Below are 16,301 nucleotides of genomic sequence, written 5' to 3'. Positions count from 1 at the left end.
CGCGCTTATTCGACCCTGCAGCAGTGTTGATTCGATCTTGAGGTGATGCATGCGTCATGAGTCTGTTGCTTTATCGCTGCTGCTGGCTGCACTGGCAGCTGCCTGCCTTCCGTTCGCCGATGCCGCCGCTGCCGCGTTGGTCGACACGCCGCTGGCGTCCCCGGCATCCACCACCGATCCCTCAAAAAACAACGCACCTGCCGCGACAGTTTCGTTTGCCGCCAGCAAGATCGTGCTGGTGGGCGATTCCACCACCGCCGTGCAGGGTGGTTGGGGGCCGAGTTTCTGCGCGCAGCATGTGACCTCGTTTTTGAGCTGCCTCAATCTGGCGCGCGGCGGCCGCAGTACCTCCAACTATCGTGCGGAAGGGTCGTGGGACATCGCACTCAAGGAGTTGCGCAGCGGTGGCTACCGGCAGGTGGTGGTGCTGATCCAGTTTGGTCATAACGACCAGCCCGGTAAGCCGGGGCGCTCCACCGACCTGGCGACAGAATTCCCGGCCAACCTGCGCCGCTATGTGGCCGAGGCGCGTGCCGCGGGTGCGGTTCCGGTGCTGGTGACGCCGTTGACGCGGCGGCAGTTCGAGCGCGGCCAACTGCTGGACGACCTGGCGCCATGGGCGCAGGCCACACGTGCGGTTGCGCGCGAGTTGCAGGTGCCGGTAGTCGACCTGCACGCACGCAGCCGCACATTGGTGCAGGGCATGGGCCCGGTGCTGGCAATGCGGCTTGCGCAGCGGCCGGCCGACCCGGAGCAAGTGATCGCTGCGCAAGCGGGCACCACCATCGGCAAGACACCGGCGCAGACGCTGCCGTCGTCATCGTCATCGTCATCGTCATCATCGAAAGTGCCTGAGGGCGCCAGCGTGACTGCGGCCAGCGCGGCTGCCACTGCACAGGACAATGCCAGTGCGGAACCGATGGGCCAGGCCAAACTTGCGTTCGACTACACGCATCTTGGCCCCGAGGGCGCAGATGTCTTTGCGGCGATCGTCGCCGACGAATTGGCAAGGCAAGTGCCGGCCTTGCGGCCGCTGTTGATTCCGTGATGCGTTGACGGCACTGCGCTTGGCACGGCCGGGAGTTCGCTGCGCGCAATGACGCTGAAGTCGTTCCCAGCGTGCAGGGCGGGGTTGGTGCAATCGACTGCTATCGGGGACGTGGTCGCTTGTTCCGTACCCTCATCCGCCCCCTCCGGGGCACCTTCTCCTCCATGAAGGAGGACAATGTCCCGGTGGGAGAAGGAAACGCAGCGTGGCTGCGTTTTGTTGGACGCATCGCACAGCACCGACCGCGCCGGCCCAGCGGCTACGCAATGTTTGATTAGATGCTCCAAGCGTCGTCCTTCAACGCACAACAGGCACCGGCGCATCCGCCTCGATCACGCCTTCGCGCTTGAGTTCTTCCCACACCGCCGCCGGAATCGCCACGCGCATCGATGCCGCATTGGCGATTGCCTGCTCGGCCGTGCGCGCGCCAGGAATCACCGACGACACCACCTGCGGCGCCGCGGCAAATTGCAACGCCACGGTACGCAGATCCACGCCATGCCGCTCGCAAACGGCCAGCGCTTTCTGTCGCTTGGCCGGCGCCCATTCCGGCACCGTGCCGTCGTACAGATAACGCTCACGGCCGGCCAGATACCCGGCCAGCAATGGCGCACCGACCACCACCGAGGCGCCGTGTTTGGCGATCTTCGGGAAGGTGTCATGCAAGGCCTGCGCATGATCGAGCAGCGAGTACTGGCAGGCCAGCAGGAAGATATCCGGGTCGGCCTCTTCGATTGCGCGCAACGCAGGCTCCGGGCGATTGACGCCAAACCCCCAGGCCTTGATCAGACCCTCCTTGCGCATCCTGGTCAGCTCCGGCATCGCGCCCTTCACTGCTTCGGCAAAACGCTGCTCCCACGGCATGCCTAGGTCTTTTTCGTTCTCCGGCGACAGGTCGTGGATATAGGCGATGTCGATCTGGGACACGCCCAAACGCTGCAGACTGTCTTCGATCGAACGCCGCACACCTGCCGCGCTGTAGTCGTAGCGATAGTCGAATGGCGAGGGCTGCACCCACATCGTCTTGGGCGGTTTGTCGGTGGCAGTGAGCAAGCGCCCGACCTTAGTCGACACCACATAATCATCGGCCGCGTGATTGTGCAGGTGATGGCCGGTGCGTCGCTCCGACAGGCCCAGCCCATACCAAGGCGAGGTATCGAAATAACGCACCCCCGACTCCCACACCGCGGCCAGCGTCTGCTCGCTTTGAGCGTCGCTGGTGGGCGCAAAGCCATTACCGATCGCCACACCGCCAAAGCCCAGGCGACTGCGCGGCCGGTAGCGTGCGCCCTTGACGACGGGATTGGTCGGCAATGCGTTCGCAGCGGTTTTGCCGCGCGTCGGCATCACACTGCCAGGCGCAGAAGCCTGTGCCAGCAGCGGTGCAGCGGCCAATGCCGCAGTGCCCGCAGCAGCAGCGGAAAGAAATTGGCGACGTGTATTCATCGGGATTCCTTGCAACAACGTGGCCCACGAGGATGGCCCCGCGCATGTGCATGCCAGGTCAGCGAACTCAGCCCACTGCCAACTCATGCACCTGTGCGCGTGGCGCCCCATCGCCCAGCCACAACGTGGCCACGCTGATCGGCAGACTGAAGCGACGTGGCCCGGCGCTGCCTGGATTGACGTACAACACGCCGTCGCGCGTCTGGATCGCCGGCTTGTGCGAATGCCCGCTGACGATGACGTCTGCTGCAACGCCCGGCGCCAACGTTTTCAGATCGTGCAGCACATGGATGCGTACGCCAGCGATCAGCACATCCAGCCTCTGCGGCAAGCCCGCTGCCCAGGGCTTGTTGTCGATATTGCCGGCAATGACATGCAGCGGCGCCAGCGCTTGCAACGCGGCGAGAATCTCCGGCTTGCCGACGTCGCCGGCATGGATGATCGCATCGCTTCCCACGAGCGCGGCCACTGCTTCGGGTCGCAACAATCCATGGGTGTCGGAGATCAGGCCGATGCGTGTGCGGGCGGGCATGGCGTCCTCTTGCGCAGACAGAAGCGGCACATGCTACGCACTGCAAGTGCGCCGGACGTGAGGCCAGCGCGTGCAGAGGTCGCACGCCGCAGCTCAACGCCGTGCAGGTATACACATTCACTACTCCATGCCTGCGCCGGCAATCACCCGCGGCGTAGCGTGGCCAAAAAGCGTAGCGAGCGGTCGTCAGATGGGTACGGTCACCACGCTTGGACCACCGCGCACACGCCGTATACGCCACATCGGGCAGAGACCGCGCCCGCCTGGCGATGCACGCAGTCATCTGTTCGCCGCTCCTAAGCGACCCCGCGCGCCGGCCATGCCCATACGCTATTGGGATCGCCCTGCATGCCACGGCGTTTGCTCGCAAGCGCCATGCGCCAATAGGCCCAGGCCATCAGCAGCGCAACCAGATCGATACCGAGCACGGTCGCGCTCTGCCACGGCGCGGTCGCGCCGTGTGCGCCAATGCAGCTGGCCAGCGGAATCAGCGCCGTCAACCTGGCGCAGGCCAGCAAGAGCTCATATGCACCGCGTGCGGTGGGGCGGACCAGGGCCCACAGCAGCGTTGCGGTGAATACTGTGTAATAGACATAGCGCTCCTGGCCCTGCGGCAGGTACCGCGCAGCGATAAACAGCGCCGAGATGCCGGCCACACTGCCCAGGCAGACACCGACGGTGAGCCGTGCCATCGCATGTGTGCGACGCGGCTGCGCAATGGCGCGGCGCTTGCGCCGTGTTTCGATCCACAACAGGTTGCCGCTGTAGAACAGGAACGCGCCGCCGAGGCCGAGCAGGAAGTAAAGCCACTGCACCGCCACATGCCCGAAGTTGCCGAAGTGCAGCGCCTGCAACCCGCGCAACGCGGCGGTGCCGGGCGACATCGTGGCCGGCTCCAGCACGCGCAACACCTGCCCGGTGCTGGCATCCAGTGCCACGCCACCCAAGGTGTTGAGCCGGCGCTGGTCGTGATGGCCGTAGACCTCCACCCGCGCATGGGCATCGCCGGCATCGTGGTACGCCAGGCTTTCCGGCACGAAGCCGGGGCTGGCTGTCACCGCCTTGTCCAGCAGCACCGCCACCGGCAGCAACGGCGCTGCACGCTTGGCCGGCGCCACATGCGGTGCCAGTTCGAAATCCGGCTCCAGGATCTGCATCAGCTTGCCGTCGAACACCAGGAACTGGAATGGCGCCAGCAGCAGCACGCCCAGGCACAGCACCGCGCCGGACCAGGCAAAGATCACATGGAATGGCAACGACAGCATGCCCACCAGATTGTGCGCGTCCTGCCACAGCCGCTTGACGTTGGCGCCCACGCGCAGCGCGAACAGGTCCTTGAAGAACACCGGCGCGTACAGCACCACGCCGCTGACCAGCGCCAGCCCGTACAACACGCTCACCACCCCGAACAGATAGGTGCCGAGCACACGCGGCAGGCCGGCGGTGAAGTGCAGGTCGTAGAGAAAATCCGCAAAGCCTACGCGCTGCGGCAACTCCAGCAAGCCGCCATCGGGCCCCGCCTGATACTGGCGCATACCGCCGCTGGCATCTGCCTGCGCGCCATACCAATACAGCCGCGCAATCGGCCCGTGTTCGCCCGGCAACAGCAGCAAGAACGAATCGGCCACCTGCGGGTGCGTGGCGATGACCGTGTCCAGCAAGGACTGCGCCGCAGTCACCGGATCGGCAGGCGCCGTTTCGGTGACCGCTGGTGCACTCTGCCACTCGCTGAGCTGATGCGTGAACACGGTGATGGCACCGGCATAGAAGGCAATGAACAAGGCCATGCCGGCCAGCAACCCCATCCAGCTGTGTACGGACAGGAATGCGCGCAAGGTCGATGCTTTCATGCGCTCAGCTCCGTCCAGCCCAGTGCCTTGATCGCGGCGAGTGCGAGGTAGCACAGCAGCGTCAGCCCGCCGAGCACGATCCAGGCATGCAATGCCCGCCGGAACACGAACGGCGACGCCATCGCGCCGATCCAGACCGGAAACATCAGCAGCAGCCACACCAGGGTGTAGCGCTGTTGCGGCCCCGGCAGCAGCAAGGCGCACAGGCCGACCACGCCCACCGCAAGCGGCAAGCCCAAGACCACCGCGCTCAGCCATTTAGCCCACATGGCGTGCCTGCCTGCGTTGTGCGCGCACCGGCCGCCCGACATCCAGCACCGGCAGCGCCACTGCCGCCAGCATCAGCGCCGTTACGGCAGCGAAGATGCCGGCCCACACGCCCAGCGCATGGATGGCGCAGGCCAGTGACAATGCCAGCAACACGCAGCCACCGACGCGCAACACGCGCGCCGAGGGGCGTCGCTGCAGCAGCAGACGTTGATGCGTGGTTGCCAGATAAAACGCCAACGCCGAGGCGACAGCGGCAAGCAGATAGAGTGCGGTCATCAGCGCGCTCATGCGCCAGCCTGCATCGAGGTGGACGAAGGCAGCACACCACGCTGGGCACGATGCGTGCGGCGAGGTTGCGCCCTCGCTTGCGGCGACACCGCCGTCCGCACACCTGTCTGCGCATGGCCATGCCCGCTTACAACGAAGCGAACGGCCGCAACCCGCGGAAAACTCACTACAGCGATCAAAACGCCCACGCACACCACTCCCGCAAGAGGATCGACGGAAGGCATGGCGGCGGCTGTGCCCGGCAGCCCTTCCCGGGCTGCCTGAGAAAGCTGGCAATCCTGCAGCGCGGCCCGGTGGGCATGCGCGGCAGGGTGTCAGCCACTCTACGGCGCGCAATCTAACAGGTGGCACACCGCCGGACCAGCTGTCCGGCGGTGTGCGTGACGCATCAGCCGTGCGGCGTCAGCACGATGGCGCCAAGCGGCGGCAACAGCAACGGCAGCGACTGCGCATGGCCGTGCATGGACTGCTGCTCTGCCGTCACGATGCCGCCATTGCCCAGGTTCGCACCACCGTAGATGCCGGCGTCGCTATTGAACACCTCACGCCACTGGCCGCCTTGTGGCACGCCGATGCGGTAGCCGTGCTGCACCACCGGGGTGAAGTTGATGACCACCAGGACCGGCGCATCGCCGCGTTTGCCCTTGCGCAGGAATGCCAGCACGCTGTTGGCGGCATCGTCGCCCACCACCCAGGCGAACCCGGCCGGGTCGTCGTCGTGCGCATGCAGTGCGGGATATTCCGCGTACAACCGGTTGAGATCGCGCACCAGGGTCTGCACCCCGCGGTGGCGCGGGTCGTCGAGCAGGTGCCACGGAATGCTGGCGTCGTGGTTCCACTCGGTGGGTTGGCCGAACTCGCAGCCCATGAACAGCAACTTGCGCCCCGGGTGCGTGAACATATAGCCCAGATACGCACGCAGGTTGGCAAAGCGCTGCCACTCGTCGCCCGGCATACGGCCCAGCAACGAGCCCTTGCCGTGCACCACTTCATCGTGCGAGATCGGCAGCACGAAGCGCTCCGAATACGCATAGACCATGCTGAAGGTCAGCTCGCCATGGTGGTAGCGGCGATAGATCGGGTCCAGGCCGGCGTAATGCAAGGTGTCGTGCATCCAGCCCATGTTCCACTTGTAGTGGAAACCCAGGCCACCGTGCGCCACATCGGCGGTGACACCGGGGAATGCGGTGGATTCTTCGGCAATCATCACCGCGCCCGGGGTGTGCTCGCGCACCACTTCGTTGAGCCGGCGCAGGAAGGCGATGGTTTCGTAGTTCTCGCGCCCGCCATGGATGTTGGGCACCCACTCGCCGGCATTGCGGCTGTAGTCGCGGTACAGCATCGAGGCCACCGCATCCACGCGCAGCCCGTCCACGTGGTAACGCTGCAAGAACTCCAGCGCACTGGCGATCAGGAACCCGGACACCTCGCGGCGACCGTGGTTGTAGATCAGCGTATTCCAGTCGCGGTGGAAGCCTTCGCGCGGGTCGGCGTGTTCGTACAGCGCGGTGCCGTCGAAATGCGCCAGGCCATGCGCGTCGGTGGGAAAGTGCGCCGGCACCCAGTCCACCAGCACGCCGATGCCTTCGCGGTGGCAGCGGTCGACGAAGCGGGCAAAGCCGTCCGGCGAGCCGAAACGCGCAGTCGGTGCAAACAGGCCCAGCGGTTGATAGCCCCACGAGCCACCGAATGGATGCTCGGTCACCGGCATCAACTCGACATGGGTGAAGCCCATGTCGGCCACGTACGGAATCAAGCGGTCGGCCAGGCCATCCCAGTCCAGGTCCACGCCTTCTTCGCGCAGCCAGGAACCGGCATGGATCTCGTAGATGCTCATCGGTGCGTCATGCGCCTGGCGGCGCGCACGCGTGGCCATCCAGCCGTCGTCGCTCCACTGGAACGGCGCCGGGTCGGCCACGATCGAGGCGGTGCCGGGCGCCAGTTCCGCACGCCGCGCCACCGGGTCGGCCTTGGCCGGCAATTCGTGCCCATGCGGGCCACGCAGCTGGTACTTGTAGTGCGCACCGGGGCCAACGTCGGGCACGAACAGCTCCCACACGCCAGACTGATGCCGCAGCCGCATCGGGTGACGGCGCGCATCCCAGCTATTGAAGTCGCCCACCACCGCCACGCGCGAGGCATTGGGTGCCCACACCGCAAAGCGCGTGCCGCGTACGCCATCCACCTCGACCACGTTGGCGCCCAATGCGTCGGCCAGCTGCAGATGGTGGCCTTCGCTGATCAGGTGCAGGTCGAAGTCGCTGAGCTGCGGGCCGAATGCGTAAGGATCGGCCGTTTCCTGCTCGCCACCGGGCCAGCCGATGCGCAGCCGGTAACTGCCCTGCGCCGGCAGGTCGCCGGCAAACAGGCCCGGTTCCGGGCCGGGCTCCAGGGCGATCGTCTGGCCGTCGTCGAGCACGGCGCTCACCTGGTTGGCGCCCGGCAGATAGGTGCGCAACACGCGCCCGGTGTCGGTCGGATGCGCGCCCAACACGGCAAAGGCGTCGCCGTGGCGTGATTCGGCCAGCGCGCGTACCACGCCGGGGTCCCATCGATTGGTCACTGCTGTCATTACTCCATTCATCATGTGTCTCCTGCACCGGCGCGTGCACGTTGCAGGATGCGTCGCAAGCCTTCGATCGGCACCATCAACCAACCCGGGCGATTGGCCGCTTCGTAACGCACCTCGTAGCAGGCCTTCTCCACCAGGAACAGCAAGGTGGCCGCGTTGAACGCCGCCGGCGCGATCCACGGGTGGGCGCTGGCGTCGAGCACGGCATGGTAAGCGTCCAGGAAGGCTTGTGTGGAGCGGCGGCGGAATTGCACCAGGAATTCGTCCAGATGCGTGTCCACACCGACACCTGCGCGCGCGGCCGTGCCTTCTTCGCCACGTGCCGAGACTTCGCTGGCGTAGTCGAGCGAGCGCAGGAAGCCGGCCACATCGCGTAGCGGGCTGGCCTTGGCACGACGTTCGGCCAACGGCTTGGCCGGCTCGCCTTCGAAATCGATCAACACCACATCGTCGAAGGCCACCAGGATCTGGCCCAGGTGGAAGTCGCCATGCACACGGGTCAGCAACGAATCGGCCAGCACGCCGGGCGCCTTGGCCAACAAGCTGTCCAGTTGCGGGCGCTCGGCGAGCACCGCTTCCAGCGCCTCGCACTCGATGGCGTCGTCGGTGCCTGCCAGACGTGCATTGACCGTGTCCCACATCTCTTCGACCTGCCGCGCCACGCCGGCCACCACATCGTTGGCGGCGGGCAGGTCGATGCGCTGCGGGGCGAAGTCGGCATCGTCGCTGGCACGCGACAAGGCTTCGTGCAGCTCGGCCAGGCGCTTGCCGACCACCGCGGCGAAGGCGTCGTAACCGGCAATGGCCTCGGCGCGTGCTTCGTCGGTCTGCGCGGTGGCGTACTCGTCGAAGCTGCGCGCCAGATGATCCAGCGTCCAGCGCCAGGCATCGCCCTGGTTGCGGATGAAGCCCTGCAACAAGGCGATGGTGGTGACGGTGCCCTGCGCGTCGATCCGGCTGACGCTGCCCAGCAACGGCGCAGCATTGGCGTAGCCCATCTCGGTCAGGCGACGGCCGATCTCGATCTCCGGGTTCGCCCCGTCGGCCACATGCCGCAGCAGCTTGAACACCGCCTTGTCGGCCACCACCAGCGAGCTGTTGCTCTGTTCGGCCGACAACCAGCGGATGTCCGGGTCGGCAGGGATCTCCAGCTTGGCCAGGGCCGGCGTCGCTTCGAAGCGCACCTGGCCCTGCTGCGCGGCATCGTCGCCATCGCGTACGTCCAGCACCGCATTGCTGCGCAGCGCATCGATCACGCCGCGCACCATCGGCTTGAGTGCGAACGCATCGGTGAGATAGCCCACCTCGCGGCCCTGGCGCACGCGCGCCAGTGCCAGCTGCTCGGCGAGCGTGCTGGGGTGGTCGCGCTCCCACACGATGCCGATCGGCAGCATGTAGCGCTCGTGGCGGCCATCTTCCAGCTCTGCGTCGAGTTCCAGCAGGCTCATCGGCTCATCGCCCGGCAACGGTGTGCGGCGCGAGATGCGCACATTCTTCAATGCCTGATCCTTGGCCGAGAACCAGCGCCGCGCCGACAACCAGGCCGGCAGGATCTCGCCTTCCAGCGTGGGCAGATGCGGCAGCAAGGCGTTGCTCTCATCGGTGTCGCTCCGCAGCACCAGCGTGCGGTAATCCGGCAACGGCACCGGGCTGGGCACATGCCAGTCCGGCAAAGTGCCTTCACTGACCAACTGGAACGCGTAGAAACCGAACGGCGGCACGGTGAGCAGGTAGGTCAGCCGGCCGATCGGCGGGAAGCTGCCGCCGCCGATGATGTCCACCGGCACGCGGCCCTCGAATTCGGACAGGTCCAGCTCCACCGCCTGCAGCGTGTGCGAGAGGTTGGCCACGCACAGCACGGTCTCGTCCTGATAGCAGCGCAAGTAGGCCAGCATGCGGCGGTTGCCCGGGTACAGGAAGCGCAGGCTGCCACGCCCGAAGGCCTGGTAGCGCTTGCGCACGCTGAGCACGCGGCGGGTCCAGGTGAGCAGCGAATGCTGGTCGCGGATCTGCGCCTCCACATTCACCGCCTGGAAGCCGTACAGCGGGTCCATCACCGGCGGCAGCACCAGCTGCGCGGGATCGGCGCGCGAGAAACCACCGTTGCGGTCGATCGACCACTGCATCGGCGTGCGCACGCCATCGCGGTCGCCCAGATGGATGTTGTCGCCCATGCCGATCTCGTCGCCGTAATACAGCACCGGCGTGCCGGGCATGGTCAGCAGCAACGAAGTCATCAGCTCGATGCGACGTCGGTCGCGCTCCAGCAGCGGCGCCAGGCGGCGGCGGATGCCCAGGTTGATACGCGCGCGGCGGTCGGCGGCATAGGTCTGCCACAGATAGTCGCGCTCCGAATCGGTGACCATTTCCAGCGTCAGCTCGTCGTGGTTACGCAGGAAGATCGCCCACTGGCAGCTCTCCGGAATCTCCGGGGTCTGGCGCATGATGTCGGTAATCGGGAAGCGGTCTTCGCGCGCGATCGCCATGTACATGCGCGGCATCAGCGGGAAGTGGAACGCCATATGGCATTCGTCGGCGTTTTGGCCGAAATACTGCTGGGTGTCTTCCGGCCACATGTTGGCCTCGGCCAGCAGCATGCGGTCGGGGTATTCGGCATCCAGCGTGGCGCGGATCTTGCGCAGGATCGCGTGGGTTTCCGGCAGGTTCTCGTTGGAGGTACCGGAGCGCTCGATCAGGTACGGCACTGCATCCAGACGCAGGCCATCCACACCGCGGTCCAGCCAGAAGCGCATCACTTCCAGCACCGCTTCCAGCACTGCGGGGTTGTCGAAGTTCAGGTCCGGCTGATGCGAATAGAAGCGGTGCCAGAAGTACTGCCCGGCCACCGGGTCCCAGGTCCAGTTGGACTTTTCGGTGTCGCAGAAGATGATGCGCGTGCCTTCGTATTCCTGGTCGGTGTCCGACCACACATAGAAGTCGCGCTCCGGCGAGCCGGCCGGCGCATTGCGTGCACGCTGGAACCACGGGTGCTGGTCGGAGGTGTGGTTGATCACCAGCTCGGTGACGATGCGGATGCCGCGTGCATGTGCCTGCGCCACCAGCTGCTCGAAATCTTCGATGCTGCCGTAGTCCGGATGCACCGCCATGTATTCGGCAATGTCGTAGCCGTCATCGCGGCGCGGGCTGGGGTAGAACGGCAGCAGCCAGATGGTGTCCACGCCGAGTTCGGCAATGTAGTCCAGCTTGGAAATCAGCCCCGGAAAATCGCCGATGCCATCGTCGTTGGAGTCGAAGAACGACTTGACGTGCACCTGGTAAATGATGGCGTCCTTGTACCAAAGCTGATCGGCAACCACCGACGACTGCTCGGCATCGGCTTGTAACGCTGCAACTGCATTCATGCGACCTCTCCTGCGCGGATGCGCCATAACGCGAACGGTCGCGTTGCCTCTAGACGGATGTGTTGGTACTTGCCGTGCCACTCAAACCGATGCCCGTCCCACAGATCTTCTACGGCCACGGTAGCGTGATCGGGCAAGCCCAGCTCCCACAGCGGGATTTCGATATCCGCATCCTGCCCGGCATGCGGGTCCAGGTTGACCGCCACCAGCACCATGCTGCGGCTGCGCGACAGGTAGCCGGCATCCAGGAACTTGCCGTAGTACAGCACCTGATCGTTGTGCGCCTGATAGAAGCGCGTGCCCAGGTGCGACTGCAGCTCCGGATGCATGCGGCGCAGCTGGTTGAAGCGGGTGATCTCATCGACGATGTCGCCGGGCGCACGCTCGGGCCAGGCGCGTAGCTGGAATTTTTCCGAATCCAGATACTCTTCCTTGCCCGGCGCCAGCGGCGTGGCCTCGCACAATTCGAAGCCCTGGTACATGCCCCACAGCCCCGACAAGGTGGTCGCCAGCGCGGCGCGGATCAGATGCCCGTTGCGCCCGCTGTTTTGCAGGAACGTGGGGTTGATGTCCGGCGTGTTGACGAAGAAATGCGGGCGGAAGCATTCGCGCGGCACGCCTTCGTTCAACTCTTCCACGTACTCCTGCAGCTCGTGCTTGTGGTTGCGCCAGGTAAAGTAGGTGTAGGACTGCGAAAAGCCGCACTTGGCCAGTCGGTACATCATCTTCGGCCGGGTGAAGGCCTCCGACAGGAACACCACGTCCGGGCGACGCCCGCGCACATCGGCAATCAACCACTCCCAGAACGGGAACGGCTTGGTGTGCGGGTTGTCCACGCGGAACAGGGTGACGCCTTCGTTGACCCAGAACAGCACCGCATCGCGCAGCGTATTCCACAGGTCCGGCACCGCGCCGCTGGCGTAGAAGTCGACGTTGACGATGTCCTGGTATTTCTTCGGCGGGTTCTCCGCATACGGGATCGACCCATCCGCGCGCCAGGTGAACCAGTCCTTGTGCTCCTTCAACCACGGGTGGTCGGGCGCGCACTGGATCGCGAAATCCAGCGCCACCTCCAGTCCATGTGCACGCGCGGCCTGGATCAGGCGACGGAAGCCCTCCAGCCCACCGAGTTCGGCATGCACCTCGGTGTGCCCGCCATCGCTGGCACCAATCGCATACGGGCTTCCTGGTTCGCCCTCGACCGCGGTAACCGAGTTGTTGCGGCCCTTGCGGTTGTTCAAGCCGATCGGATGGATCGGCGGCATGTACAGCACATCGAAGTTCATCGCGCGGATGTGTGCCAGCCGCTTGATCACATCGTCGAAGGTGCCGTGCCGCTGCGGGTCGCCGCTTTGCGAACGCGGAAACAATTCGTACCAGCTGGCAAAGTGCGCCGCGCGGCGCTCCGATTCCACCCGGTAGGTCACCGGCGTCTCGGAGCGAAACGGCTTGTCGTCGGCCAGCGCCATCGCCTGTGCGGTATCCGGCTCCAGCACGATGGCCAGCTGCTGCAACGGCTCGCTCTGCGCGCCGATACGGGTAAGCACCGCCTGCAGGCGCTCGGCCAGCGCGCCATTGCTACGCGCATGCGCGGCCTGCACCACGGCGACGGCTTCCTGCACGTCCACCGGCAGCACCGTATTGGCCGCGCGCTTCTTTTCCAGATCCGCATGCAGGGTGGCGAACACATCGCGCCAGCCTTCCACACGGAACTCATAGGTGCCGATGCGCTCCAGCGGGAACTCCGCACGCCAGCGGTCGTTACCCAGTGCACGCATTGGTGCACTGGACCAGGTCTTGGCATCGGCCGGGCGCCACAGCACCGCCACGGCGATGCGGTCGTGCCCGTCGCAGAACGCATCGACTTCCACACAGATGCGGTCGCCCACCGTGCGCTTGACCGGGAAACGGCCGTTGTCCACCGACGGCGTCACCGACTCGATGCACACCCGCGGCCAGGTGGCGGCGGTCTGCGCACGCGGGCGCATGCGGGGCACCGCCAGCACATGGCGCGCCGGCACGCTGCGATACACGCGCACCTCGCCCGGCTCCAGCGCATCGAGCGTCGCGCCGGACAAGGTGCGGCCGTCTTCGGCCACCAGCGCTTCCGCGTCGCCAAGCAAGCGCAACAGATCCGAGGCCGGCACCGGCACCACATGCCGCGTATCGCCATTGATCAATAACAAGGAGGGCAAGCCGCCCAGCGGCTCCACTGCCACCGCGGTCAAGCCGGTGGATTCGCGCAGCAGCGGCCGCAACCGCATGCCCGCATTGCTGGTGGGCAAACCATCGGTGGCACGGATCGACAGCGGCAACGCGTCCAGATGCGCATCGTCCAGCAACCAGGCGCTACCCAGAGCCAGCGCCAGCTGCCAGTGCTGCTCGGGCGCGGCGGCACGCTTGCCATCGGGTGCATCCAGCACGGCAATCACCTGCGACGCCAATGCACGCAGCGCGGTGTCTTCATCGAAGAACCAACTGCCGCGACCATCCCACCATGCCAGCGACGAGAACGCCGCATCGAACCCGGCACCGGACAGCTGCTGCAGCGCCTCCAGCCCCAACCCGGGCGTCCACGCCGCAAACACCACTTCCGGAGCCTGCGCATGCACGCGGGCGATCAGCTCGCGCCAACGCTGCGCCGGCACCTGCTGCGGCTGCAATAGACGAAACCCGGCTACACCCTGCCCGGCCCACTCCAGCAAGCGTGCGCTCCACCACTCCACCAGCGCAGCGCCCTCTTGCGCATAGCTGAAGCGCGCCTCGGCCACTTCCGGCGTGGCGCGCGGCTGGCGCGGGTCCGGCACCGCCGTACTGCGTGCGCGGAACCACTGCGGGTTATCGCGCACCACCGCGCTGGCCCCGCCCACTTCATCCAGCCGCAGATCGATCAGCAGCTTCACCCCGGCGCGATGCGCGGCCTGCGCCGCATCACGCAACGGGCCGTGCTGCGCATCGGCAGCACTAGCCGGCTCGACCAGCCGGCCATCCGCGTCACGCTCGAACGGCGCAGCCATCACCACGTAGTCGCACCCGGCCTCACGCGCCGCTACGCAGCGCTGCTCCAGCCCGGTGGCGCTCGGGGTCGTTTCGTTGAGTACACAGATCCGCATGACCGCCCCTCAGCAAGCAACGGCGCGCGAACGCACCGTCAGGGTGGACGTCACGCGGCACCCGCCGCTCCATGTCGCTGCAAGCGCTCGCTGCCAACGCGCCGGCCCTCCACCGGCTCGGACCGATGCGAGCAGCAGTGACGCATGCTGCGCCGCCGCCTGCTGCACTGATGCCCGCCCGCTCAACGCCTGGTCGACCCTGCCTACCGTGACTGCACTCATGCGCAACTCCGCAACGATTCTTGACCCATGCAGTCAAGCACCCCCCCTGCGAATTTCATGTGTCGGCCGAATTGACGAAAATCAAACAAGCGCGGCTGTGCCCAGGCAAGCAGGACTAAGCTTGGTGCTCAATCCATGGGCGCGAGACCAGCAATGAAGCTCATCGCTGCACAAATTCGTTCGGCACCGGGTGAGGTCGAAAGGAACATTGGCAGACACCTGGATGTCATTCGCTTCGCTGCGAGCAAAGGGGCCGACGTGCTGCTGTTCCCCGAGCTTTCCCTTACCGGTTACGAGCCGGGGCTGGCAGAGGCGCTGGCGGTGGACCCGGCGGACAAGCGCTTTAACGCGTTTCAGGTGTCCAGTGACCGGTACGGCATGCTCATCGCCGTGGGCGCGCCCACCAGGGGAGCGAACGGCACGGAAATCAGCATGGTCTGTTTCCAGCCGGGGCTAAAACGCAGTACCTATTCGAAGCAGCATCTCCACCTCGACGAATTGCCTTTTTTCACCCCAGGCGCCGAGCAGCTTGTGCTCACGCAGGCAGATCATGTCCTGGCGCCCGCCATTTGCTATGAATCACTGCAGGCCAGCCATGCCGAACATGCAGCTGCATTAGGCGCTCACGTCTATCTGGCAAGCGTGGCGAAGTCTGAGCGGGGCGTCGCATCGGCCTATGGGCATTACCCGATGATTGCGAAGAAACATTCCATGGCCGTGGTGATGGCCAACTGTGTGGGCGCCGCCGACACCTTCATCGGTGCGGGCCAGTCTGCTATCTGGAGCAGTGACGGAGAACGCGTGTGCAGCGCCAACGCGCTTGAAGAAGCATTGGTGGCGTACGACCCAGGAACCGGAGAAGCGGGCGTCTTCCAATTGGCTTGAGTCAGGCCAGGGCCAATGACAGGCAGCCCCTCTGTGCGGTGACACTTCAACCATCGCCGGCTCCCCGGCGCTACGTTCACTTATTGCGATCCCGCGGCGCCTTACACGCTGCTGCAAAACTGCATCACATACCGCTCACCATTTGGTTGACAACATGCTGTCAACTTGAATGGCAGCGATGGCATGCAGACAGACAAAGCACACGTACGCGCGCTAGCGCTAGCCGTGTTCGCGGCCAACGGCCGCTTGGTGAGCGCGGGCAACGAATTGGTTGCCCATCTCGGGCTCACCAGTGCGTGGTGGCAGGTGCTGGCCGCGCTGCGGTACGCACCTGCCCCGCTTCCCGCCGCCTCGATCGCGCGCAACATGGGCCTCTCCCGGCAGGCGGTGCAACGCATCGTCGATGTGCTTGCCGAGCAGGGGCTGGTGGAGTTCCAGCCGAATCCACTTCACCTTCGCGCCAAGCTCGTAGCGCTCACCCGGGCAGGCAGTAAAGCCGTGGCCGGTGCCGAGAACGCGGTTGCGCCCGTCGACCAGGCGATTGCCGACAGGATCGGCCTCGAGCGCATCTGCGATGCCATCCGCACGCTTGAGGAGATGAGCACTGTCATCTCCGAGTGGCTGGGCGATGCGTCCAGCGCTTCCAGTTCCACCGTCAAACCGCAGGAGTAACGCAGCCTGATTCTGGTGTCAGGTGCCACGGGTGGTATCGG

At 65.7% G+C, this 16,301-nt stretch carries 11 protein-coding genes; 3 read left to right on the top strand and 8 right to left on the bottom strand.

The annotated features are described in order from the left end of the window. Positions 1-49 precede the first annotated feature (49 nt). Entirely contained in the window at positions 50-1,048 is a 999-nt protein-coding gene (locus tag RZV17_RS00835; protein ID WP_355606407.1) for a rhamnogalacturonan acetylesterase, read from the top strand. Positions 1,049-1,345: 297 nt separating this feature from the next. Here the strand turns inward: RZV17_RS00835 and RZV17_RS00830 are convergent, their stop codons facing one another. The 8 genes from RZV17_RS00830 to RZV17_RS00795 form a co-directional block, all read right to left on the bottom strand. Then, entirely contained in the window at positions 1,346-2,494 is a 1,149-nt protein-coding gene (locus RZV17_RS00830; RefSeq protein WP_179453342.1) for an aldo/keto reductase, read from the bottom strand. Positions 2,495-2,561: 67 nt separating this feature from the next. After that, entirely contained in the window at positions 2,562-3,026 is a 465-nt protein-coding gene (locus RZV17_RS00825) for a metallophosphoesterase (RefSeq protein WP_228313243.1), read from the bottom strand. A 296-nt stretch (positions 3,027-3,322) separates the two neighbouring features. Continuing rightward, positions 3,323-4,876, bottom strand: coding sequence for a PepSY-associated TM helix domain-containing protein (locus RZV17_RS00820; RefSeq protein WP_355606402.1), 1,554 nt, complete (start codon positions 4,874-4,876; stop codon positions 3,323-3,325). Then, positions 4,873-5,145: a hypothetical protein gene (locus tag RZV17_RS00815; protein ID WP_355606401.1), complete on the bottom strand. Its 273-nt coding sequence runs from the start codon at positions 5,143-5,145 to the stop codon at positions 4,873-4,875. The genes RZV17_RS00820 and RZV17_RS00815 overlap by 4 nt, the downstream gene beginning before the upstream one ends. Next, entirely contained in the window at positions 5,135-5,434 is a 300-nt protein-coding gene (locus RZV17_RS00810) for a hypothetical protein (protein ID WP_355606400.1), read from the bottom strand. The genes RZV17_RS00815 and RZV17_RS00810 overlap by 11 nt, the downstream gene beginning before the upstream one ends. Before the next feature lie 388 nt (positions 5,435-5,822). Continuing rightward, on the bottom strand, positions 5,823-8,006 hold the full coding sequence (gene glgB, locus RZV17_RS00805; RefSeq protein WP_355606397.1) for a 1,4-alpha-glucan branching protein GlgB: 2,184 nt from the start codon (positions 8,004-8,006) through the stop codon (positions 5,823-5,825). Positions 8,007-8,017: 11 nt separating this feature from the next. Next, on the bottom strand, positions 8,018-11,368 hold the full coding sequence (gene treS, locus RZV17_RS00800; protein ID WP_355606394.1) for a maltose alpha-D-glucosyltransferase: 3,351 nt from the start codon (positions 11,366-11,368) through the stop codon (positions 8,018-8,020). Next, on the bottom strand, positions 11,365-14,481 hold the full coding sequence (locus RZV17_RS00795; protein WP_355606391.1) for a maltotransferase domain-containing protein: 3,117 nt from the start codon (positions 14,479-14,481) through the stop codon (positions 11,365-11,367). The genes treS and RZV17_RS00795 overlap by 4 nt, the downstream gene beginning before the upstream one ends. Before the next feature lie 375 nt (positions 14,482-14,856). Here RZV17_RS00795 and RZV17_RS00790 point away from each other — a divergent pair, with 375 nt between their 5' ends. Further along, positions 14,857-15,588 carry a carbon-nitrogen hydrolase family protein gene (locus tag RZV17_RS00790; RefSeq protein WP_355606388.1) on the top strand — a complete coding sequence of 244 codons (732 nt, stop codon included), beginning with the start codon at positions 14,857-14,859 and terminating at the stop codon, positions 15,586-15,588. A 183-nt stretch (positions 15,589-15,771) separates the two neighbouring features. After that, a complete protein-coding gene (locus RZV17_RS00785) occupies positions 15,772-16,260 on the top strand; it encodes a helix-turn-helix domain-containing protein (protein WP_355606385.1) in 489 nt (162 codons plus the stop codon). Positions 16,261-16,301 lie beyond the last annotated feature (41 nt).

Origin of the sequence: Xanthomonas cannabis (genome assembly GCF_040616535.1) — a bacterium.
Taxonomy (GTDB): domain Bacteria; phylum Pseudomonadota; class Gammaproteobacteria; order Xanthomonadales; family Xanthomonadaceae; genus Xanthomonas; species Xanthomonas cannabis.
The sequence above is the reverse complement of the archived record's forward strand: the minus strand, read 5'-3'. Positions and strand labels throughout refer to the sequence as shown.

Excerpts from the sequence above, each read along its gene's own strand:
- RZV17_RS00820 (WP_355606402.1), bottom strand. The coding sequence starts at position 4,876 with ATGAAAGCATCGACCTTGCGCGCATTCCTGTCCGTACACAGCTGGATG.
- RZV17_RS00830 (WP_179453342.1), bottom strand. The coding sequence starts at position 2,494 with ATGAATACACGTCGCCAATTTCTTTCCGCTGCTGCTGCGGGCACTGCG.
- RZV17_RS00795 (WP_355606391.1), bottom strand. The coding sequence starts at position 14,481 with ATGCGGATCTGTGTACTCAACGAAACGACCCCGAGCGCCACCGGGCTG.
- glgB (WP_355606397.1), bottom strand. The coding sequence starts at position 8,006 with ATGACAGCAGTGACCAATCGATGGGACCCCGGCGTGGTACGCGCGCTG.
- RZV17_RS00835 (WP_355606407.1), top strand. The coding sequence starts at position 50 with ATGCGTCATGAGTCTGTTGCTTTATCGCTGCTGCTGGCTGCACTGGCA.
- RZV17_RS00825 (WP_228313243.1), bottom strand. The coding sequence starts at position 3,026 with ATGCCCGCCCGCACACGCATCGGCCTGATCTCCGACACCCATGGATTG.
- RZV17_RS00815 (WP_355606401.1), bottom strand. The coding sequence starts at position 5,145 with ATGTGGGCTAAATGGCTGAGCGCGGTGGTCTTGGGCTTGCCGCTTGCG.
- RZV17_RS00790 (WP_355606388.1), top strand. The coding sequence starts at position 14,857 with ATGAAGCTCATCGCTGCACAAATTCGTTCGGCACCGGGTGAGGTCGAA.
- RZV17_RS00810 (WP_355606400.1), bottom strand. The coding sequence starts at position 5,434 with ATGAGCGCGCTGATGACCGCACTCTATCTGCTTGCCGCTGTCGCCTCG.
- RZV17_RS00785 (WP_355606385.1), top strand. The coding sequence starts at position 15,772 with ATGCAGACAGACAAAGCACACGTACGCGCGCTAGCGCTAGCCGTGTTC.
- treS (WP_355606394.1), bottom strand. The coding sequence starts at position 11,368 with ATGAATGCAGTTGCAGCGTTACAAGCCGATGCCGAGCAGTCGTCGGTG.